Source organism: Cystobacter fuscus (assembly GCF_002305875.1).
Lineage (GTDB): Bacteria > Myxococcota > Myxococcia > Myxococcales > Myxococcaceae > Cystobacter > Cystobacter fuscus_A.
In genome coordinates, this window is the sequence record NZ_CP022098.1 from 5,582,376 (window position 1) to 5,602,882 (window position 20,507).

Genomic DNA, 20,507 nt, shown 5'->3' on the forward strand with positions numbered 1-20,507 from the left:
GTGGTGGCAGTCTAGCACTCACCCCCTCGGGCAGCCTGGTACCTCGGCCACGGCCCCGCTCATTGAACCTTCACGCGAGGCACCTCGCTCCACGCCGACATGTCCGAGAGGATGACGCGATCACCCACCGCCAGGCCATCGAGCACCTCGATGGTATTCACGGAACTGCGTCCGAGGTGGACCTTCACCCGCTCGGCGTGCGTGCCGTCCGCCGTCAGGCGGAACAGCTCCATGGAGGAGGAGGGCTGGGCCCCCGCGGGGCGTCCCACGTTGAGCACTTCGTTCAGGCGCTCCAGCTCGATGGTTCCCTCCACGCTCAAGTCCGGCCGGGCCCCCGCGGGCAGCTCGCCCTCGAGCGACACCTCCACGAGCACCGTGCCCTGGACGGCCGCCGGGGCGATGCGCGCCACCTTGCCGGGAACGAGCCCGGTGCGCGTGTCCACCTTCACCGACTGGCCCGGCTGCACGTCCTTGGCCTGCGTCTCCGGCACGCGCAGCACGGCCTTGAGCACCCCCGGTTGGATGACCTTGGCCAGCACCATGCCCGGTGTCACCCACTGGCCCAGCTCCACGCTCAGCTCCTGCAAGAGGCCGTCCGTCCGGGCGCGCACCTTCATCGACTCGACCTGACCGCGGCGGAAGTCCACCACGGCCTTGAGGCGCTGCACCTGCGCGCGTTGCGCCGTCAGCCGGTCCGTCATGCTGCGGGCAATCACCTCCAGGCGCCGCTGCTGCAATTGGAGCTGTTGTCCCAGCTCCTCGGACTTCTCGTTCAACTCCTGCATTTCCACGGACGCGATGTACTGTTTCTCGCCCAGGGCCGTACTGCTCTCGGCGCGCCGCCGGGTGGTGACCTGCTCCGTGCGCAGCCGGGCCAGGCTCGACTCCTCCTGCAGCCGCTGGATCTCCAGCTCCTCCTTCAGGGCCATCAACTCCCCCTCGGCCACGGCGAGCTGGCGCTCGGCCTCCAGCGCCTGGAGCGCCACGTCGGGGTTGGACAGCTCCATGAGCTGCGTGTCCGCCTTGACGCTGGCGCCCGGGCGCAGCGGCAGGTGCTCGATGCGGCCGGCCGTGTCGGCGGTGATCCACCGGAAGTTCTCGGGGACCAGCGTGCCGGTGCCCACCACCTGCCGGATCATCTCCCCCTGCTTGACGCTGTCGATCCACACCGAGGCCCCATCCACCTCCGGTGCCGCCTGGCCCAACTGGCTCATGCCGAACGTGATCAGGACGAGCACCCCGAGGATCAGCGCTCCGTAGAGCAGCGGGGTGCGGCGGCGTTTCTTGGCGGTCCTTGGAATGTCCATGGCAGGGTCGCGTGAAGGCTGGGGGTCCGGTGGGGGACCCCCTCATTCAGAGCAAATGATATGCCACCCCCCTGGGCCCGCAACCGCCTGAAATTCCTACCCCCCGCCTCCCGTGCGCGTTCGCTTCCGGGCGGTCGATCCCAAAAGCGGACACCGCGGGCGAGGGGGGCGCTACCGGTAGGTGATGAGCGCCCGGCGCGCGCCCTCGAAGTGGGAGTGCTCGTTGAGCGTGGAGAGGTAGCGGCCCCGCTCGCTGTAGATGAGCTTGGTGACGCCACAGTTGGTGAGCATCCAGTTGATGCGGAACGCGTGCTCGTCCGGCAGGTGCAACAGCTCCTGACACACCGCGGTGATGGGTCCCCCCGAGGTGAACACCACGCCGGTGGCGGAGGGACCCAGGGTCTTCAGGACGGTGTCCAGGGACTGGGTGCAGCGCTGGCGGAAGGCGGACCAGGTCTCCTTGTACTCGGCGTCGTGCTGGCCGCTCACCCAGCGGGCCACCGCCTGGGTGAACAGCTCCTGGAAGGCCCGGCGCGGATCCGCGGTGGACAACACCTCCTGGCGGAGCGTGGCGGGGTCCGCGTAGCGGGGCGTGTGCAGGCGGATCAGCTCGTCCTGGTCGAACTCGTCGAAGCCCGGGAGGCTCTGGAGCTTCAGGTCCACGCCCCAGGTGGACTGGCACGCCTCGGCGGTCTCCCGGTGGCGCCGCAGGCTTCCGGTGAAGAGCGCGTCCGGCCGGGGCAGGCGCGAGCGCAGACTCTCGCCGAGCACGCGCGCCTGCTCGAAGCCGGTCTCCGACAGCGCGTCGTAGTCCGACTTGCCGAAGGAGGCCTGACCATGGCGCACCAGGTACACCGCGCCCATCAGCGGCCCTCCCGCTTGATGAGCCCGCGGCAGCGCCAGTCGAGGTAGTTGACGAGCACCCAGAAGTTCTTGAACGCCGGGTTGCGCGTCTGCTTGTGGTGATAGCGGTAGTAGATCTGCTGGATGATGACGGCGAGGCGGAACAGGCCGTAGACCTCGTAGAAGGCCCAGTTGGCGGGCTTGAGGCCCATGCGCTCGAGGTAGTAGGCGACCACCTCCTCGCGCCGGAGCATGCCGGGCAGGTGGGTGGGCTGGCGGCGGGTGCTGCGCAGGATGATGTGATCGTCGGGGTGCACCCAGTAGGCGAGGGTGTTGCCCAGATCCATCAGGGGATCGCCCAGGGTGGCCATCTCCCAGTCGAGCACGCCGATGACCTCGGTGGGCCGCTCGGGGTCGAGCACCACGTTGTCGAAGCGCCAGTCATTGTGGATGACGCACGTGGCGATGTCCTCGGGGGTGTTCGCCTTGAGCCAGTCGCGCACGCGGCGGTAGCTCGGCACGTTCCACGTTCGGGCCTTCTCGTAGCGCTCGGACCAGCCCTCGATCTGCCGCCGGGGATAGCCGGGCCCCTTGCCGAGCGACGTGAGCCCCGCGGCCTGGGGATCCACCCGGTGCAGCTCGATCAGCTTGTCGATGACGTTGAGGCACAGGCGGCGCGTCTGGGCGGCGTCCAGCGTCATGCCCGCGGGCAGGCGCGAGCGCGGAATGAGGCCCGGGATGCGCTCCATGACGTAGAAGTCCGTGCCGATCACCGTCGCGTCCTGACACAGCCCCACCATGGTGGGCACGGCGGGGTAGACGGGCTTGAGCGCCTTCTGCACGTTGAACTCGCGCGCCATGTCGTGCGCGGACTTCGCCTTGGTGCCCGCCGGGGGCCGGCGCAGGATGAGGTCGCGCTGGGGGTACTTCAGCCGGTAGGTCCAGTTGGAGGCGCCCCCCGAGTACTGCGTCACCTCGGGAGTGCCCTCCAGCGAGGGCTCCTGGCGCTTGAGCCAGGCGTCCACGGCCGCGACGTCGAGCTCCTCGCCCTTGCGCACGGCTCCGGCTTGATCAGTGGTTGGGGTCGCGGACATGGGTTCCTCAGGCCTTCGCGGTGCCGAAGCCGCTCATCCGGCGCGCCTGGTTCCTGATCAGCTCGGAGTAGATCCGGCGTGGCAGGAGCCGCTTGGCCAGCCACGCCTGCCGGCCTTCCAGGTGGGGCAGGACGTAGAACTCGCGCGTCTTCACCGCCTGGAAGATCTGATCCGCGATGTCCTCCGCGGTGATCTTCGAGCGGTTGAGCAGCTTGCCCATCACGGCGTGCATGGCGGGATTGCTGGTGCGCAGGGAGTCGGCCAGGTTGGTCTTGAAGAAGGACGGGCAGACGAGCGTCACGCCGATCTTCGAGTCGGCGAGCTCGTTCTGTAGCGTCTCGGAGAGGGAGACGACGGCGGCCTTGGTGGCGTTGTAGGCGCCCATCATCGGCATGTCGAGCAGCCCCGCCATGGAGGCGACGTTGACGAAGTGGCCGTGGCCCTGGCGCTTGAACAGGGGCGTGAACACATGGCAGCCGCGCACGACGCCCATCAGGTTGATGTCCACCACCCACTGCCAGTCGGAGATCGGCACCTCGTCGATGCCGCCCGCCTGGGCGACGCCCGCGTTGTTGACCACGACGTCGACGCCACCCCATTCCTCGTTGAGCCGCTCGGCCGCCGCGCGCAGATCGCCCTCGCGCGTCACGTCACAGTGCACGGAGAGGGCCTGGACGCCCAGCGCCTTGAGCTCCGCGAGCGTCTCCTTGCCGCGCGCCTCGTGCACGTCGCCGATGGCCACGCGCCAGCCCGCGCGCGCGTAGCGCAGCGCGATGGCCTTGCCCAACCCACTGGCACCACCCGTGATGAAGATTCGCTGTGAGGTCATGACCGGTCGCTCCGGGAGAAGCCGCGCCTGGCGAGCTCGATGCGGGCGATGACGCCCTTGTGCACTTCGTCCGGACCATCCGCCAGGCGCAGGGTGCGCGCCTGGGCGAAGAAGCCCGCGAGCGGGGTGTCGTTCGACACGCCCGCGCCACCGAAGATCTGGATGGCGTCGTCCACCACCTTCTGCAGGACGTTCGGCGCGACGACCTTGATGGCGGCGATCTCCGACATGGCCCCGAGCGCGCCCACCTCGTCCATCTTCCACGCCGCGTAGAGCGTGAGCAGCCGGGCCTGATCGATGGCGATGCGGGCCTCGGCCACGCGCTCGCGGTTGCCGCCCAGGTTGAGCAGGGGCTTGCCGAAGGCGGTGCGCTTCATGCCGCGGTCGATCATCAACTCGAGCGCGCGCTCGGCCGCGCCGAGGCAGCGCATGCAGTGGTGGATGCGGCCGGGACCCAGGCGACCCTGGGCGATCTCGAAGCCCTTGCCCAGGCCACTGATGACGTTGGAGGCGGGCAGGCGCACGTTCTCGAAGCGCACCTCGCCGTGGCCGCCGTGCGAGATGTCGTACTCACCGAACACCGGGAGCATGCGCTCGACGGTGACCCCGGGCGAGTCCAGCGGCACGAGCACCATGGAGTGCTGATGGTGCCGGTCCTGGTCCGGCGCGGGGGTGCGCGCCATGAAGATGGCGACCTTCGCCTTGGGGTTGCCCAGGCCGCTCGACCACCACTTGCGGCCATTGAGCACCACGTGGTCGCCGTCCAGCACCGCCGTGGCCTGCATGTTGGTGGCGTCCGAGGAAGCCACGTCCGGCTCCGTCATGCAGAACACCGAGCGGATCTCCCCGGCGAGCAGCGGCTCCAGCCACTGCTTCTTCTGCTCCTCGGAGCCATAGCGCCAGAGCACCTCCATGTTGCCGGTGTCCGGGGCGTTGCAGTTGAAGACCTCGGGGGCGATGAGGCTGCGGCCCATCTCCTGGGCGATGGGCGCGTACTCCAGGGTGCTCAGGCCCGCGCCGAGCTTCGCGTCGGGCAGGAAGAGGTTCCACAGGCCCTCGGCGCGCGCCCTGGCCTTCCACTCCTCCATCAGGGGGGGAATCCGCCAGCGCCGCCAGTCTCCCCCCACTTGATCCGCCTGGAGTTGCGCCGCGTAGCGCGCTTCCGCCGGCTCGATGTGCTCGCGCACGAAGCGCTTCACGCGCTCGAGGTATTCCTGGCTCCTGGCGCTTGGCTCGAAGTTCATCGTTCCTCCCGTATCCGTTGCTCGCGGCATCCTGGAGCAGGGGGTGTTGATGAATCCAATGAATCCTGGTCATGTGTTCGCATGAATCGGGCTCATGAACCGTCACGCCTGACGGGATTGGATCTCAACCTCTTCCGGGTCTTCGACGTCGTGCTCCAGGAGCGCAGCCTCACGCGGGCCGCGGAGGTGCTCTTCCTGAGCCAGTCGGCGGTGAGCCATGCGCTGGCGCGGCTGCGCGAACAGCTCGGCGAGCCGCTCTTCGTGCGGGAGGGAAGGGGAGTGACCCCCACGCCGCTCGCCGAGCGGCTCGCCCCGGAGATTCGCGAGGCGCTCGCGCTGCTCCAGCAGGCGGTGCATCGCACCCGGGGCTTCGAGCCCGAGCGGGACGTGACCGAGGTGACCCTCGCGATGAACGACGAGCTGGAGCCCGCGCTGCTGCCGCGCCTGGTGGAGCGCCTGCGCGCGAGCGCCCCGAAGGTCCGGGTCTCCAGCGTCCGGGTGGAGCGCTCCAAGCTGGAGAGGGATCTGGCGTCGGGGTGGTTGGACCTGGCGATCGACGTGGCGCAACTGACGGGCGCCGGACTGCTGCACACGGCGCTGATGCGCGACAGCTTCTGCGTGGTGAGTGGACAGCGGCGCAAGAAGCTGGACGTGGCGGCGTATCTGGCCGCGCGGCATGTCACGGTGTCGTCGCGGCGCACGGGGCTGGCCATGGAGGATCTGGTGATCAACCGCCTGGGCCACCAGCGACAGATCGCCGTGCGCTGCCAGAACTACGAGGCGGCCTGCCGCATCGTCTCGGAGTCGGACCTGTTGCTCACCCTGCCACGGCGCCAGGCGCGGGCCATTGGCGTGCCCATGGGCAACCACCTGCTGCCGGTGCCGCTCGCGCTCCCCCCCGTCGAGCTCCACCTCTACTGGCACCGGCAGACGGACCTGGATCCGAGGGGCCGGTGGTTGCGCGAGCAATTGCTCGCGCTGGCCGGGGAGCTGCTCGGCCGTGAGGCCCGTCAGGGGTAGGACTTCACGGTGTGGGTATGGTTGAGGGGTCCATTGCCGTGACCGAAGCCGGGCGCGGTGCGGATGGCGGTGCGCACGTAGGCATGGGCGCGCTCGACGGCCTGGTGCAGCTCGAGCTTCTGGGCGAGCCCCGTGGCGATGGCCGACGCCAGGGTGCAGCCCGTGCCGTGCGTGGAGGAGTCGGGGAGGCGCTCGCCCCGGTACTCATGACGTCCCGCCGGACTGAGCAGCACGTCGCGGACCACGTCTCCCGGTACGTGGCCGCCCTTGAGCAGCACGGCCCGAGCACCCATCTTCAGCAAGCGCTCGGCGGCGCGGTCCTGCTCCTCGAAGGTCGTGACGGGCAGGCCCGTGAGCGCCTCGGCCTCGGAGGCGTTGGGGGTGATGACGGCGGCGCGTGGCAGGAGCAGCTCGATGAGGGCCCGCTCGGCCCCGCTGTCCAGCAGCCGGGCGCCTCCCTTGGCGACCATGACGGGATCCACCACGAGGGGGACGTCGGGCGCGTGGCGGTCGAGCTCCTCGCGCACGGCGGCGATGACCTCGGGCTTGCTCAACATGCCCGTCTTGAGGGCATCCGCGCCGATGTCCTCGAGCACCATCTGGATCTGCAATCGGATGAAGGGCAGGGGGACGTCGTGGATGGCCCGTACGGTGCGCGTGTCCTGAGCGGTGAGCGCGGCGATGGCCGTGGCCGCGTACCCCTGGAGGGCCGTCACCGTCTTCACGTCCGCCTGGATGCCGGCTCCGCCCCCGGAGTCCGATCCCGCGATGATCAACACACGTCCCTTCACGGCTTGTGCTCCTTCTCCAGCGTCATTTCCCGGATGGCGCCCGGGGCCCGGGGTATACCAGTGCTTGCCCGCGTGGAAGGGGACATGTCACCTTCCCGGGCTTCTCCGCCCTCCGAGCCCGCCTCATGACGATGCCCACCCTCCTGCTCGATGCCCCGGTTCCCCCGCCCATCCGCAAGGTCATCGAGCGGCTGCGGGAAGAGGGCCATGCCGCCTACCTGGTCGGCGGGTGTGTCCGGGACACGCTCCGGGGCGTTGCGCCCAAGGACTTCGACGTCGCCAGCAGCGCGTGGCCCGAGGAGGTGCAACGCGCCTTCCCCAAGGTCATTCCCACGGGCATCCAGCACGGCACCGTCACCGTGCTCATGGGAGGCGTGCACGTCGAGGTCACCACCTTCCGCAGCGAGGGCGACTACCACGACGGCCGCCGCCCCAACACCGTCACCTTCGAGCGCGACATCGCCAAGGATCTGGCCCGGCGCGACTTCACCATCAACGCCATGGCGTGGGACCCCGCCGGAGGGCATTTCGTCGATCCCTTCGGGGGCCAGGAGGACCTGGGCCGGCGACTCATCCGCTGCGTGGGCTCGGCGCTCGAGCGCTTCTCCGAGGATGGGCTGCGCCCCCTGCGTGCCGTGCGCTTCGCCGCGGTGCTCGACTTCACGCTGGATCCGGACACCCAGGCCGCCATTCCGCCCTCGCTTCCGGTCTTCCGGAAGGTGGCCATCGAGCGGGTGAGGGAAGAGTTCGTCAAGCTGCTGCTGTCCCGGCGAGCGGAGTTCGGGCTGGAGCTGCTCGCCGACACGGGCCTCCTGGGAGTCTTCCTGCCCGAGCTGGCCCAGGCGGAGCCCGAGGCCGCCCATCGGGCCCGGGCCGCCGCGGTCGCCGCCCCCGCCGAGGCGGAGCTCCGGATGGCCGCCCTGCTCGCGGACCTCGTCGAGCCCCCGCGCGCCGAGGAGATCGGCGTCCGGCTCAAGTTCCCCACCAAATGCATCGAGCACATCCGCCTGCTGGTGACGCACGCGGGTGTCGAGCACCTCGTGGGGGCGGCGGATCCCGCGCTTCGCCGCCTGCTCGCCAAGGTGGGACTCGCCCAGCTCGAGGGGCTGTGTGCCGTGGCCCGGGCCCGGCTCCAGGTGCGCGAGCCCGCCCGGATGCCGGAGTTCGAGACCCTCCTGGAGCGCCTGCGCGCCCTGGCCGCCACGAAGCCGCCGCTGAGCCCCAAGGAGCTCGCGCTCAACGGCGGGGCCATCATGTCCGCCCTGGGGGTGGGGCCCTCGCCGATGGTGGGGGAAGCGACGCGCTTCCTCATGGAGCAGGTGCTCGACGAGCCCTCGCGCAATACGCCGGAGACCCTCCGGGAGCTGCTGACGGGCTGGCGTCAGGCGCGTGGTGCCTGATTTGGAGCGAGGGGTGGATGGTCGGGGTTCCCCCTCCGTGACTCCTTCGGCCTACCGCCTCCGCGCGTTCAGGTAGTCCTGGTGCCAGGCCTTGGGCAGACGGGCCAGCACGTCCGTCGGTTTGTTCGCGGGACGCTCCAATTCCTCCTGCATGGTCAGATCCCCCACGAGGAAGCCGCCCGCGAACATCGTCCGGCCCAGCGCATCCACTCCCGCCAGTTCCTCGGCGGTCCCCAGCTTCAGGTTGAACACGCGCTTGCCCTTCACCGGCACGCGCTTCACCGCGGTGAGCGAGGCGACACCTTTGTCCGTGCGGACCTGATCCCGCGCCTTCAAATCCCTCGCCGCCACCACCTGGCCCTTCGCGGTGATGACCGGGTGCATCTCGGTGAGAGTCACCTGGTGGCCGAGGCTGTCACGCAGGTGCACGAAGGGAGTCATCTCATTGCCGCGTGCCACGTCGGTCACCGTCAACGCCGCACGGCCGGCGCCTGCGAGGACCTTGTCCCCCAGCTTCACCTGCTCCACTGGAACCACGCGGCCCCCGGCCAGCTGGATTCGAGTGCCCTCGGCCATGCAGCTATTGCGGAAGAAGAGCCGCTGGGTGGTCAACGCGCGCCCATCGATCGCCTGGGACTTGTAGAACGGCTCCAGGTAGTCGACGCCCTCCGCGCTGGTGCATCTGGCCTTTCCCAGGATGGTGATGGTGAAGGTGGTGGCTCTGTTGAGGACCTTGTTCGCTCCACAGTCTTCGGGGTTGTTCTGGTTGATGCCGTACGAGGTGTCGGCGAGGTGATTGAACGTCGCCTCGTAGTGGCCCACGGGAAGCAGCTCCTTGAAGTCCACCGTGTTGGAGCAGACCACGCCCGTATCGGTGTGGAGCCTGACCCGACCATAGGTGTAGCTGTCCACTTTGCATTGCAAGTAGTTGCGAGCCCCTGCCTTGATCTCCGTGCGGACCGGGATGTAGAGCCGCCGGTTGTTGAACGGCGCGGAGAACTCCCAGTAATCGGCGGGGTCGAGCACGCCCGGGGCGTCGGTCCTCGACGCCGCGACTCCGGTCGGCGTCGGGGGATAAGCCATCAGCACGCCATTGGAGTAGCCGGCCACCGCGTAGTCGCAGTCCGCGCCGCCACGGAGCTGACACAGGACGATGTCGGACGTGCTGTTCGGGGCGTTCTCGCGCGGGTGGAGGAGCGTGAACCCTCCCTCCTGCAGTAAGGCAACGGACGTACGGGCCACGGTGTAGGTGGAGACGTCCCGGCCCGTCACGTCATCGATGGCCAGGGCGATGGACTCCAGCCGGAGCAGGCGTCCATCCGCCACGTTCACCGTGGCCGCGGTGCCCACATCGATGAAGTTGGTTCCACCGCCGTACTCCTCGCCCGCGTTGGACGCGACCATCCTGCTCTGGGTCTCCCCCTGATTGGTTTCATGGGCGACGATGTCCGCGTAGACGTAGGTGGCTCCTCCCTGGCAGCTCACGTGGACATACGGTTCATAGCGCATGGACCCGCCATCATTGATGGGCATCGGAGGCTTCACGATCAGGTAGTGGTCGCACCAGATCGGCTGCTCGGTCGGCGCCGCGGCCGCGGGTTGCCCGCTCCCGCGGGAGAGGGCACGTCGCCTCAATCTGACCAGCCTGTTGAAGAGCTCGGGCGAGTTCCGCTCATCCTTGCCCGCCGCACGGAGCCGATTGAGCACGAAGCCGTATTGCGTGTCATCCGACAGGTCGAGCTCGATGCTGAGCCGGTCGCCCCTCGAGCGCGGTCTGGCATCATACAGCACGCTCATCTGCTGGGATTGCCCGGTCAGTACCTGGTGCGACACGTTCGTGGAAAGTGGCCGCGGCGGCATGCTCCATCCGGCACCCAACAACGCCAGACCCGTCAGCTGAACGGCACGGATGCAACACTTCCACTGTGACAGGGTTTTCTCGAGTCCCATTGGGCGCTCCCATGCAGAGACACCGCGCCAGAGGCGATGTCTTGATAGGGATTACAGGAAAAAAAGGAAAAGGAAATGCACTGCCGGTATGGCCATACCTCCGGGCAATGAGTTATAGGCTTTCCGTCGAACATCATTCCCAGCCCTCACGCTTTTGATAAAAGAACCCGCATGGGTGGATGGAGCACCGGGACATGCGCTCGGCCCGCTGGCCGCTGACGCGGGGAGGGCCGCTCCCGCCCCCACCCGGTCGCGGACGTCCCCCTCTCCGGACGCTTGCCCGCCCGCCTGGGCTCCCCGCTCCCGCCGGGAGGGCAGGGGAAGCCGGAAGAGCCCGGGGAGCCCTCTTCGAGGCGTCGAGGGGGTCGCATGCGGCGGGGCGGACGTGTAAGAGGAAAACCATGCGAGTCGTCGTTGCCATGAGTGGAGGAGTGGACTCCTCGGCCGCCGCCGCCCTGCTCCAGGAGCAGGGGCACGAAGTCATCGGGATTACCCTCCGGGTCTGGTCCTACGAGGGCAAGGCCCAGTGCGGGAGTTGTTGCAGCCCGGATGACATCGACGATGCCCGCGCCGTGGCGCAGAAGCTCGGCATCCCGTTCTACGTCGCCGACGCCGAGGAGCTCTTCAAGGACCGGGTCATCAACCCCTTCGTCCAGTCCTACCTCGGGGGCCGCACGCCCATCCCCTGCGTGGCGTGCAACCGCGACGTGAAGTTCAACTTCCTGCTCAAGCGCGCCCGCGCCCTGGGCGCCCGGCTCGCCACCGGGCACTACGCCCGTGTCGAGCAGGAGGGGGGCCGCTACGTGCTGCGCCGTGCCGTGGACGCGGCCAAGGACCAGAGCTACTTCCTGTTCACGCTCGGGCAGGCGGAGCTGGCCGACATCCTCTTTCCCGTGGGCGGCATGACGAAGGCCGAGGTGCGCGCCGTCGCCGAGCGCCACGGGCTGCCCACCAGCCACAAGCCCGAGAGCATGGAGATCTGCTTCGTGCCCGACGGGGACTACGCCGGCTTCGTGGAGAAGGTGGCCGGGCCCCAGCCCGCGGGGGAGATCGTCGACACGGCGGGGCAGGTGCTCGGCACGCACGCGGGGGTGCACCGCTTCACGGTGGGGCAGCGCCGGGGGCTCAACCTCGGGGGCGGGGAGGCGCGCTACGTCCAGCGCATCGAGCCCGAGTCCAACCGCGTCGTGGTGGGCCCCGCGGACGAGACGGCGCGCGGCTCTTTTGGACTTTTGCAGCCCCACTGGGTGGATGGGCCGCCCCCGCCGGAGCGCTCCGTGATGGTCCGCATCCGCCACCGCCACCCGGGCGCGGCGGGCCGCGTGGAGGTGTCTCCCCATGGGCTCGTGTCGATCCGGCTCGACACCCCCGCGCGCGCCGTGACTCCCGGCCAGGCCGCGGTCGTCTACGAGGGGGATCGGATGCTGGGCGGTGGGTGGATCGTCTAGGCTCGCCCTGAATTTGACCGGCAGGTAGGTGGGGCGTACCTTCCGCCGCACCTCGACGCTACAGGCCGCGACACTCGTGTGGCCGGGCCGGGGCTCCGCTACAATCGAGGACCGCTACGCCATGCGCGATGCCCATCGGATGAAGGAGAAGTTCGACGTCTCGCTCGACAACCGGCAGGTCGTGAGCCTGTTGATCGCCGGGATCATCGTGCTGGGGGCCGTGTTCGTCCTCGGCGTCGTGGTGGGCAAGCAGCTCGCCGGCAATGCCCAGTCCGCCGCCGCCCCGGATCTCCTGTCGGCGCTCGATGCCAATGCCCAGGCGCTCCAGCAGGCGCGCGAGGCCGAGTCGCCGCTCACCTTCCAGGACGAGCTGACGCGCAAGAGCAGCCCGGACGCCGCGCCCTCCAAGCCCGGCACCGTCACCGTCGCCATTCCTCCGCCGGCTCCCAAGCCCAAGCCCGCGGAGCCCCCGCCCGCCGACGTGGCCGAGCCCACCGAGGACAACCCTCCCGCGCCCAGCCCCACCGACGACGACTACGCGCCCACCGGCACCGCCAAGGCCCCGGCGCCCAAGCCGGCCGAGACCAAGGTGGCCGAGCCCAAGGTGGCCGACAGCAAGCCCGCGCCCAAGCCGGCCGAGCCCAAGGTGGCCGACAGCAAGCCCGTCGCCACGCCCGGCAAGGTGGAGTCGGCGCCCGTGGCGACCCGGACCACTCCGGCCGCCGGTGGGATGAAGGAAGCCATCGCCCGCGCCACCCAGCGCCCCACCGAGGCCGTTCCGGGTGGTGCCTTCACCCTGCAGCTGTCCGCCTTCCAGAGCCGTCCGGAGGCCGATCGCTTCGCGGCGAAGCTGCGTGACCGCGGCTACGCGCCCTTCATCGTCCCCGCCGAGGTCCCCGGCAAGGGCACGTGGTACCGGGTCCGCATGGGCAGCTTCCCCTCCAAGGACGCCGCGTCGCGCTACCTCACGGACTTCAAGCGCGAGACCCAGCTCCAGGCCTTCGTGGCCGCCGCGAACTAGCCTCCCGCCGTCATGTACCTGCTCGACAACGTCATCCAACCGTATGCGTGGGGCTCGCGAACGGCCCTCGCCGAGCTGCTCGGACAGCCCGCGCCTTCCTCCACCACCCAGGCCGAGCTGTGGATGGGTGCCCACCCCGGAGGCCCTTCGCGGGTGGGCCGGGAGGGGGCCTCCCGGACGTTGCTCGAGCTCATCCGCTCCGCGCCGGAGCGCGAGCTGGGCGAGGGGGTGACGCGCCGGTTCGGCGCCGAGCTGCCCTTCCTCTTCAAGGTGCTCGCGGCCGAGACGCCTCTGTCCCTGCAGACGCACCCGAGCCTCGCTCAGGCGCGCGAGGGCTTCGCGCGGGAGAACGCCCAGGGCATCCCCCTGAATGCGCCCCATCGCAACTACAAGGACGCCAACCACAAGCCCGAGCTCACCTGCGCCCTGACGCCCTTCGAGGCCCTGTGTGGCTTCCGCCGCGCGGACGAGACGCTCGCGCTCTTCGACGCGCTCGGGGTGGCGGCGCTGGAGCCGCTGCTCTCTCCCCTGCGGGCCTCGCCGGACGCGCGCGGCGTCTCGCGCATGTTCGAGGCGCTGATGACGTTCCCGTCCGAGCGGCGTGCCTCGCTCGTGGCCGGGGTGGTGGAGGCCTGCGCGGCCGGTCTGGCGCGGCCCGGTCCCTTCCACGCGGAGTGGCGCCAGGCGGTGCGGCTCGGCTCGCTCTACCCGGGAGATCCCGGCGTCGTGGCCGCGCTGATGCTCAACCTCGTGCGGCTGCGGCCCGGCGAGGCCATCTACCTGCCCGCGGGCAACCTCCACGCCTACCTCGGCGGGGTGGCCGTGGAGCTCATGGCCAACTCGGACAACGTGCTGCGCGGCGGCTGTACGCCCAAGCACGTGGATGTGCCGGAGCTGCTGCGCGTGCTGGACTTCCGGTGCGGCCCCGTCGACGTGCTCGTCGCGCAGCCCCACGAGGAGGGGGAGTCCGTCTACCCGACCCCCTCCGAGGAGTTCCGCCTCTCTCGCTTGCAGTTGCGGCCGGGCGCCGTCTCGCGTCCGGCGCGCCGGGGGCCGGAGATCCTCCTGTGCGCCGAGGGCTCCGCCCGCCTGAGTCTCCCGGGCGAGACGCTCGCGTTGCCCCGGGGTGCCTCGGTGTTCGTGAGCGCGGCGGATGGTGCCTACTCGCTCGAGGGCGAGGGGCTCGTGTTCCGCGCCACCGCCGGGCTCTGACGCCGGGGCTCCGGCGTCGGGCGCACAACCACAAAGACCTACCGGGAGTCAAGCGCTCATCCCTCGGAAATTCGGAGGGATTCACGACAGAAGCGCCGAAAACAGCGCTACAAGGGCCATGTCACTCCATATATTTTCACGTATCGCCATGGCCCGAAAGAAGATCAGCACGACCATCTACATCACGCCGGAGCAGAACGAGATGCTCAAGGCGTTGAACCAGAAGACGAAGGTTCCCGTGGCCGAGTACATCCGGCAGGGGATCGATCTCGTGCTGGAGAAGTACAAGGCGCAACTGCCGGGCCAGGCGACCTTCGACGAACTGGGGACGCGGTCATGAGTGGGGCGCTGAGCATGAAGGGACAGCGGGTGGTGGTGTTGGGTGGCGCGGGCTTCCTCGGCTCCCATCTGTGCGAGCGACTGCTGGACGATGGGGCGGCGCGCGTGGTGTCGGTGGACAACTGCCTCACGGGCTCCGAGCGCAACGTGGCCCACCTGCTGAGGCGCGCGGGCTTCGAGTCGCTGCGCCAGGACATCACCGAGGGCCTGTCGGTGGAGGGCCCGGTGGACTACGTCTTCAACCTGGCCTCGCCCGCCTCGCCCCTCGACTACGCGAAGCTGCCGCTGGAGACGATGCGCGTGGGCTCGGTGGGCACGGAGAACGGGCTGAAGCTCGCCGAGGCCAGGGGCGCGGTGTTCCTCCAGGCCTCCACTTCCGAGATCTACGGAGATCCACTCGTGCACCCCCAGCGCGAGGACTACTGGGGCAACGTGAACTCCATCGGCCCGCGCTCCTGCTACGACGAGGCCAAGCGTTACGGCGAGGCGCTCACCATGGTGTACGCGCGCTCGCGTGGGGTGAAGACGCGCATTGTCCGCATCTTCAATACCTACGGCCCTCGCATGCGGCTCAACGACGGGCGGGTGGTGCCGGCGTTCGTGTGCCAGGCGCTGCGGGGCGAGGACTTCACCGTCTTTGGCGACGGCACCCAGACGCGTTCCTTCTGTTACGTGAAGGACCTCATCGACGGCCTCGTGCGGCTGGCGCTCTCGGACGTCAGCGAGCCGGTGAACATCGGCAATCCCCGGGAGATGACGATGCGGGAGTTCGCCGAGGCGGTGCGCGCGGCGGCGGGCGGAGGCGGGAAGATCGTCCACCTGCCGCTGCCCAAGGACGATCCCAAGCAGCGTCAGCCGGACATCACCCGGGCGCGGGAGTGGCTCGGGTGGGAGCCCCGCGTCGGCCTGGAAGAAGGTCTGCGGGAGACCATCTCCTGGTTCAGGACGGTTGCCGGCCAGGGGTCGGGCTCCTAACTTCGTCGCACGTTGCGCGACGTTTTCGAACGCCACCCCTGGGGTGGCAGGAGCCTCAGAGTGAAAGTCCTGGTGACGGGTGGAGCGGGTTTCATCGGCTCGCATGTGTGTGACGTGTTCGTCCGCGCGGGCCATGAGGTCATTGCCCTGGACAACCTGTCGAGCGGCAAGAAGGAAAACCTGGATCCGCGCGTGCGGCTGGAAGTGGCGGACATCCGCAGCCCGGAGGCCGCGCAGCTCGTGCGCTCCGAGCGCCCGCAGATCCTCTGCCACCTGGCGGCGCAGATGGACGTGCGCCGCAGCGTGGAGGATCCCCGCTTCGACGCGGACGCCAATATCCTCGGCTTCCTCAACCTGCTGGAGGCCGCGCGCGTGTCGGGCGTGCAGAAGGTGGTGTTCAGCTCGACGGGTGGGGCCATCTACGGCGAGCAGGACGTCTTCCCGGCGCCCGAGTCCCATGCCACCCGGCCCATCTCTCCCTACGGCGTGTCCAAGGCCGCGGGGGAGCTGTACCTCAACTATTACAAGGCCCAGTACGGGCTGAAGTACGTGGCGCTGCGCTACGCCAACGTGTACGGCCCGCGACAGAACCCGCACGGCGAGGCCGGCGTGGTGTCCATCTTCAGCACGCGGCTGCTCGCCGGCCAGGACTGCACCATCTACGGCGAGGGCAAGCAGACGCGCGACTTCGTCTACGTGGAGGACGTGGCGCGCGCCAACCTGCTCGCGGCGGAGAAGGACTACTCGGGCCCCATCAACATCGGCACCGGCATGGAGACGGACATCAACCGCCTCTTCGGCCTGCTGGCCCAGGCGGCCGGCTCTCCCAAGGCCGCGGGTCACGCCCCGGGCCGGCCCGGCGAGCAGATGCGCTCGTGCGTGGACAACCGGCTCGCCCGGGAGGTGCTCGGCTGGCAGCCCACGGTGGACCTGGCCGAGGGCACCCGGCGCACCGTGGCCTTCTTCCGCGAGAAGGCCGGGCGCTGAAGCATCCCCGGGGTCCGGGGCGTCCACACCGCCGGACTCTTGTGGGGCACGAAGCCGATTCCCTATGACGCTCTTTCCTCCGCCTGTCGGTTGAAAGGGCTCTCCGTGCTCAAGAAGATCCTCCTGGGTCTGGCTGTCGTCATCGTCGCGCTGTTCGGCGTCATCGCCACGCGTCCGTCCACCTACTCCGTCCAGCGCTCCGCGACGTTCAAGGCGCCGCCGGACGTCGCCTTCGCGCTGGTGAATGACTTCCACCAGTGGGGCGGGTGGCTGCCGTGGAACGCGCTGGACCCGAGCCAGAAGACGACGTTCGAGGGCGCGCCCATGGGCGAGGGGGCGCGCTACGGCTGGTCCGGCAATGATCAGGTGGGCGAGGGCCGGATGCTCATCGAGGAGAGCAAGCCGAACGAGCTCGTGCGCATCCAGTTGGAGTTCATCCGCCCCTTCGCGTCCACCACCCGCACCACCTTCACGTTCAAGCCGGCGGCCGAGGGCGTCGAGGTGACCTGGGCGATGAGCGGCGAGGACAACTTCATGGGCAAGGCCTTCAGCCTCGTCGTCGACCGGGATGCCATGCTCGGCAAGGACTTCGACAAGGGCCTGGCGGCCATGAAGACGCTGGCGGAGGCCGAGGCCGGCAAGCGCGCCGAGGCCGAGGCGGCGAAGCTGGCGGCCGAGAAGGTGGCGGCCCCGGTCGAGGCTCCTCCGGCCGCCGAGGGCGGGCAGGCCGTCGCGGCGCCCACTCCCTGAACTTCCACCCGGGAAGGAGAGCCCACCCTGGAGGGCCAGTGCTTCCGGGAGGTTGCGCGCGATGGGTGGGCTCCTGGGGGCCTCCTCGGACCCCGGGGGAGGGCGACGACGGACGGGCGGAAGCCTGCTGCCGCCCCCCTCGTGTACGTGGATTTCAGGGGGGTTCGGTGTTAGTCAAGCCGGCTTCCTCGTAACCCGAGGCCCCTTGACCATGCCGTCCGAAAACGCCCACATCCGCAACTTCTCGATCATCGCGCACATCGACCACGGCAAGTCCACCCTGGCCGATCGCTTGCTCGACGCCACCGGTACGGTGACGAAGCGCGAGGCGCAGGACCAGTTCCTCGACAACATGGAGCTGGAGCGCGAGCGGGGCATCACCATCAAGGCCCAGTCGGTGCGGATGAACTACACCGCCAACGACGGCCAGAAGTATGTCCTCAACCTCATCGACACCCCGGGACACGTCGACTTCGCCTACGAGGTGAGCCGCTCGCTCGCCGCGTGCGAGGGCGCCCTCCTGGTGGTGGACGCCTCCCAGGGCGTCGAGGCCCAGACGCTCGCCAACGTCTACATGGCGTTGGATCACAACCTGGAGATCATCCCGGTCATCAACAAGATCGATCTGCCGAGCGCCGACGTGGAGCGCACGCGCACGGAGATCGAGGACGTGATCGGCATCGATGGCTCCAGTGCCGTGCCGGCCTCAGCCAAGGAGGGCATCGGCATCAAGGACATCCTCGAGGCGGTGGTGAAGAACGTGCCGCCCCCCTCGGGAGATCCGGCCGCTCCGCTGCGCGCGCTCATCTTCGACAGCTGGTACGACAACTACCGCGGCGTGGTGACGCTGGTGCGCGTGCTCGAGGGCTCGCTCAAGCTCAAGCAGAAGATCAAGCTGTGGAGCAACAACAAGGCCTTCGAGGTGCAGGAACTGGGCGTCTTCAGCCCGTTCTCCCGCCCGGTGCAGCAGCTCATCGCGGGCGAGGTGGGCGTGCTGGTGGCCAACGTGAAGGAGCTCCAGGACGCCAAGGTGGGTGACACCGTGACGGAGGAGCTGCGCCCCACGGACGCGCCCTTCCCGGGCTTCAAGGAAGTCAAGCCCATGGTGTTCTCCGGCATCTTCCCGGTGGACTCCGAGCAGTACGAGGGCCTGCGCGACGCGCTGGCCAAGCTCAAGCTCAACGACGCGGCCTTCACCTACGAGCCCGAGTCCTCCACGGCGCTCGGCTTCGGCTTCCGCTGCGGCTACCTGGGCCTGTTGCACATGGAGATCGTCCAGGAGCGCCTGGAGCGCGAGTACAACCTGTCGCTCATCACCACGGCGCCCTCGGTGGTCTACCGCATCACCGACTCGCAGGGCGCGGTGACGCACGTGGACAACCCGGCCAAGCTGCCGCCGGTGCAGAAGATCGCCAGGTTCGAGGAGCCCGTCCTCACCTGTCACATCCACGTGCCCAACGACTACCTGGGCGCGGTGCTCAAGCTGTGCCAGGACCGGCGCGGCGTGCAGAAGGACATGAAGTACCTGGGCACCAGCGGCACGCGCGTGCAGGTGACGTACGAGATGCCCCTGGCCGAGGTCGTCTTCGACTTCTTCGACAAGCTCAAGAGCGTCACGCGCGGCTACGCCAGCCTCGACTACGAGCTGGCCGGCTACGTGGAGGCGGACCTGGTGCGCCTGGACATCCTCATCAACGGCGACCCCGTGGACGCGCTCAGCGTCATCGTCCACAAGGAGCGCGCCTACCAGCGCGGCCGCGAGGTGTGCCAGAAGCTCAAGGAAGTCATTCCCAAGCAGATGTACGAGGTGGCCATCCAGGGCGCCATCGGCGCGAAGATCATCTCGCGAGAGACGATCTCCGCCATCCGCAAGAACGTGCTCGCCAAGTGCTACGGCGGTGACATCAGCCGCAAGCGCAAGCTGCTGGAGAAGCAGAAGGAGGGCAAGAAGCGGATGAAGCAGGTGGGCTCGGTGGAGATCCCGCAGGAGGCCTTCCTCGCGGTGCTCAAGACGGAGGAATAGGTCATGTCCCTGAGCACCACCACTCCGACCGGCTTCGAGGCCACCCTGTCCGCCCGCCAGAGTCCCGAGCAGCTCAGGGCGAGCCGCGCGCTCTTGTGGCGCGAGCGGCTCACCAGCCTGTGGGCGCCCCTGGTGGTGATCGGCCTGGCGTACATCCCCTACCTGCTGCTCATCGAGTTCCTGCCCGAGTCCGCCGCCTGGGGCCAGCCGCTCATGCAGGCGCTGGCGGGGGGCATGGTGCTGTACTTCCTGGGGCTCTTCCTCTGGCGCATGACGGTGCCCCGGGCCCGGGCGCTGCGCGTGCTGCGCGGCGAGGCGCGCGAGCTGCTCGAGGAGGTGGCGCGCATCCACAAGCGCGTGCCGGAGAAGATCTCCGCCGAGGCGTCCGTGCGGCTCGCCGAGCAGGCGATGCAGGTGGAGACCGCCATCGTCGCCGGCGAGATGGCGCGCCTGGAGCAGGAGACGCGGGCGTTCGACGCGCTCGCCACCCAGTTGCTCGGGGTCTGGCGCAAGCAGGACACCTGGGAGGTGATCTCCGGCTTCGCCAAGGCGTTCGCGGTGGCGGTCGTCATCCGCGTCTTCATCATCGAGCCCTACCGCATCCCCTCCGGCTCCATGCTGCCGACGCTGGAGATCGGCGATCAGGTCTTCATCAACAAGTTCATCTACGGCGTGCGGCTGCCGTACACCAACTACGTGCCGTTCCAGATCGTCCGCGCCCCGGCGCGCGGGGACGTCATCGTCTTCAACAACCCCGTGCAGACGGACGTGGACTTCATCAAGCGCGTGGTGGGCGTGCCCGGCGACACCGTGGAGCTCGTCGACGGCGAGGTGCGCATCAACGGCGTGCCGCAGGAGCGCACGTTGGTGGACGAGGATCTGACCGTCTACAACAAGCACGACTCCCTGGGCTGGTTCCCCGAGCACCGGCGGCTCTACGAGGAGAACCTGTCGGGCAAGCGGCACGCCGTGCTCCAGGACGCCCCGTCCGCCCGCACGCCGCACGAGGGGCCCTACGTCGTCCCCGAGGGTCAGGTCTTCGTCATGGGTGACAATCGGGAAAACAGCTCCGACAGCCGCTACGGCCTGGGCACCGGCATGGGCGTGGCGTTCGTGCCCTACGGCCACATCAAGGGCAAGGCCATGGTCATCTGGCTGGCGCTCGGCCACGGTGGCTGGTTGAGCGGCTTCTTCGGTGGAACCGGCTTGCGCACGGATCGCCTCTTCACGCCGGTGCGCTGAAACCCACGCTTGACGCCCCGCGCGTGCCACGG

The 20,507-nt window shown here is 69.1% G+C and carries 18 protein-coding genes; 11 read left to right on the forward strand and 7 right to left on the reverse strand.

Annotated elements, in window-relative coordinates; translation table 11 throughout:
• Positions 1-59 precede the first annotated feature (59 nt).
• The 5 genes from CYFUS_RS22720 to CYFUS_RS22740 form a co-directional block, all read right to left on the reverse strand.
• Positions 60-1,307, reverse strand: coding sequence for an efflux RND transporter periplasmic adaptor subunit (locus tag CYFUS_RS22720; RefSeq protein WP_095987136.1), 1,248 nt, complete (start codon positions 1,305-1,307; stop codon positions 60-62).
• 171 nt (positions 1,308-1,478) lie between these two features.
• Positions 1,479-2,171: a histidine phosphatase family protein gene (locus CYFUS_RS22725; RefSeq protein WP_095987137.1), complete on the reverse strand. Its 693-nt coding sequence runs from the start codon at positions 2,169-2,171 to the stop codon at positions 1,479-1,481.
• Positions 2,171-3,244 (reverse strand): phosphotransferase family protein, encoded by a 1,074-nt coding sequence (locus CYFUS_RS22730; protein ID WP_095987138.1) that lies wholly within the window; start codon positions 3,242-3,244, stop codon positions 2,171-2,173. Before CYFUS_RS22730 ends, CYFUS_RS22725 begins: the two co-directional genes overlap by 1 nt.
• 7 nt (positions 3,245-3,251) lie before the next feature.
• Entirely contained in the window at positions 3,252-4,073 is an 822-nt protein-coding gene (locus tag CYFUS_RS22735) for an SDR family oxidoreductase (protein WP_095987139.1), read from the reverse strand.
• Complete coding sequence (locus tag CYFUS_RS22740; protein WP_095987140.1) at positions 4,070-5,317, reverse strand: acyl-CoA dehydrogenase family protein; 1,248 nt, start codon at positions 5,315-5,317, stop codon at positions 4,070-4,072. The genes CYFUS_RS22735 and CYFUS_RS22740 overlap by 4 nt, the downstream gene beginning before the upstream one ends.
• Positions 5,318-5,398: 81 nt before the next feature.
• Here CYFUS_RS22740 and CYFUS_RS22745 point away from each other — a divergent pair, with 81 nt between their 5' ends.
• Entirely contained in the window at positions 5,399-6,337 is a 939-nt protein-coding gene (locus tag CYFUS_RS22745) for a LysR family transcriptional regulator (RefSeq protein ID WP_095987141.1), read from the forward strand.
• Here CYFUS_RS22745 and thiD read toward each other — a convergent pair.
• Positions 6,328-7,128: a bifunctional hydroxymethylpyrimidine kinase/phosphomethylpyrimidine kinase gene (gene thiD / locus CYFUS_RS22750; protein WP_232537718.1), complete on the reverse strand. Its 801-nt coding sequence runs from the start codon at positions 7,126-7,128 to the stop codon at positions 6,328-6,330. The genes CYFUS_RS22745 and thiD overlap by 10 nt on opposite strands.
• Before the next feature lie 131 nt (positions 7,129-7,259).
• Between thiD and CYFUS_RS22755 the strand changes: the two genes are divergently transcribed.
• Positions 7,260-8,528: a CCA tRNA nucleotidyltransferase gene (locus CYFUS_RS22755; RefSeq protein WP_095992166.1), complete on the forward strand. Its 1,269-nt coding sequence runs from the start codon at positions 7,260-7,262 to the stop codon at positions 8,526-8,528.
• Between the two features lie 51 nt (positions 8,529-8,579).
• On the opposite strand, the gene CYFUS_RS22760 is transcribed toward CYFUS_RS22755, so the two are convergent.
• Positions 8,580-10,478, reverse strand: coding sequence for a Hint domain-containing protein (locus CYFUS_RS22760; protein WP_095987142.1), 1,899 nt, complete (start codon positions 10,476-10,478; stop codon positions 8,580-8,582).
• A gap of 401 nt (positions 10,479-10,879) precedes the next feature.
• On the opposite strand from CYFUS_RS22760, the gene mnmA reads away from it, so the two are divergent.
• The 9 genes from mnmA to lepB all read left to right on the forward strand — a co-directional run bounded on the left by mnmA (position 10,880) and on the right by lepB (position 20,475).
• A complete protein-coding gene (gene mnmA, locus CYFUS_RS22765) occupies positions 10,880-11,926 on the forward strand; it encodes a tRNA 2-thiouridine(34) synthase MnmA (protein ID WP_095987143.1) in 1,047 nt (348 codons plus the stop codon).
• Between the two features lie 121 nt (positions 11,927-12,047).
• Positions 12,048-12,947: an SPOR domain-containing protein gene (locus CYFUS_RS22770; RefSeq protein ID WP_095987144.1), complete on the forward strand. Its 900-nt coding sequence runs from the start codon at positions 12,048-12,050 to the stop codon at positions 12,945-12,947.
• 12 nt (positions 12,948-12,959) lie between these two features.
• Positions 12,960-14,159, forward strand: coding sequence for a mannose-6-phosphate isomerase, class I (manA, locus tag CYFUS_RS22775; RefSeq protein ID WP_095987145.1), 1,200 nt, complete (start codon positions 12,960-12,962; stop codon positions 14,157-14,159).
• 148 nt (positions 14,160-14,307) lie between these two features.
• Positions 14,308-14,499 (forward strand): ribbon-helix-helix domain-containing protein, encoded by a 192-nt coding sequence (locus CYFUS_RS22780; RefSeq protein ID WP_002629869.1) that lies wholly within the window; start codon positions 14,308-14,310, stop codon positions 14,497-14,499.
• Positions 14,500-14,513: 14 nt separating this feature from the next.
• Entirely contained in the window at positions 14,514-15,473 is a 960-nt protein-coding gene (locus CYFUS_RS22785; RefSeq protein ID WP_095992167.1) for a UDP-glucuronic acid decarboxylase family protein, read from the forward strand.
• A 60-nt stretch (positions 15,474-15,533) separates the two neighbouring features.
• On the forward strand, positions 15,534-16,460 hold the full coding sequence (locus CYFUS_RS22790) for an NAD-dependent epimerase/dehydratase family protein (protein WP_095987146.1): 927 nt from the start codon (positions 15,534-15,536) through the stop codon (positions 16,458-16,460).
• 105 nt (positions 16,461-16,565) lie between these two features.
• Positions 16,566-17,210, forward strand: coding sequence for an SRPBCC family protein (locus CYFUS_RS22795; protein WP_095987147.1), 645 nt, complete (start codon positions 16,566-16,568; stop codon positions 17,208-17,210).
• A 211-nt stretch (positions 17,211-17,421) separates the two neighbouring features.
• Positions 17,422-19,233: a translation elongation factor 4 gene (gene lepA, locus CYFUS_RS22800; RefSeq protein WP_095992168.1), complete on the forward strand. Its 1,812-nt coding sequence runs from the start codon at positions 17,422-17,424 to the stop codon at positions 19,231-19,233.
• A gap of 3 nt (positions 19,234-19,236) precedes the next feature.
• On the forward strand, positions 19,237-20,475 hold the full coding sequence (gene lepB / locus CYFUS_RS22805) for a signal peptidase I (protein ID WP_095987148.1): 1,239 nt from the start codon (positions 19,237-19,239) through the stop codon (positions 20,473-20,475).
• Positions 20,476-20,507: the final 32 nt, after the last annotated feature.

Excerpts from the sequence above, each read along its gene's own strand:
- lepA (WP_095992168.1), top strand. The coding sequence starts at position 17,422 with ATGCCGTCCGAAAACGCCCACATCCGCAACTTCTCGATCATCGCGCAC.
- CYFUS_RS22760 (WP_095987142.1), bottom strand. The coding sequence starts at position 10,478 with ATGGGACTCGAGAAAACCCTGTCACAGTGGAAGTGTTGCATCCGTGCC.
- CYFUS_RS22720 (WP_095987136.1), bottom strand. The coding sequence starts at position 1,307 with ATGGACATTCCAAGGACCGCCAAGAAACGCCGCCGCACCCCGCTGCTC.
- CYFUS_RS22785 (WP_095992167.1), top strand. The coding sequence starts at position 14,514 with ATGAAGGGACAGCGGGTGGTGGTGTTGGGTGGCGCGGGCTTCCTCGGC.
- CYFUS_RS22730 (WP_095987138.1), bottom strand. The coding sequence starts at position 3,244 with ATGTCCGCGACCCCAACCACTGATCAAGCCGGAGCCGTGCGCAAGGGC.
- CYFUS_RS22740 (WP_095987140.1), bottom strand. The coding sequence starts at position 5,317 with ATGAACTTCGAGCCAAGCGCCAGGAGCCAGGAATACCTCGAGCGCGTG.
- mnmA (WP_095987143.1), top strand. The coding sequence starts at position 10,880 with ATGCGAGTCGTCGTTGCCATGAGTGGAGGAGTGGACTCCTCGGCCGCC.
- CYFUS_RS22725 (WP_095987137.1), bottom strand. The coding sequence starts at position 2,171 with ATGGGCGCGGTGTACCTGGTGCGCCATGGTCAGGCCTCCTTCGGCAAG.
- CYFUS_RS22755 (WP_095992166.1), top strand. The coding sequence starts at position 7,260 with ATGCCCACCCTCCTGCTCGATGCCCCGGTTCCCCCGCCCATCCGCAAG.
- lepB (WP_095987148.1), top strand. The coding sequence starts at position 19,237 with ATGTCCCTGAGCACCACCACTCCGACCGGCTTCGAGGCCACCCTGTCC.
- CYFUS_RS22780 (WP_002629869.1), top strand. The coding sequence starts at position 14,308 with ATGGCCCGAAAGAAGATCAGCACGACCATCTACATCACGCCGGAGCAG.
- manA (WP_095987145.1), top strand. The coding sequence starts at position 12,960 with ATGTACCTGCTCGACAACGTCATCCAACCGTATGCGTGGGGCTCGCGA.
- CYFUS_RS22735 (WP_095987139.1), bottom strand. The coding sequence starts at position 4,073 with ATGACCTCACAGCGAATCTTCATCACGGGTGGTGCCAGTGGGTTGGGC.
- CYFUS_RS22770 (WP_095987144.1), top strand. The coding sequence starts at position 12,048 with ATGCGCGATGCCCATCGGATGAAGGAGAAGTTCGACGTCTCGCTCGAC.
- CYFUS_RS22745 (WP_095987141.1), top strand. The coding sequence starts at position 5,399 with ATGAATCGGGCTCATGAACCGTCACGCCTGACGGGATTGGATCTCAAC.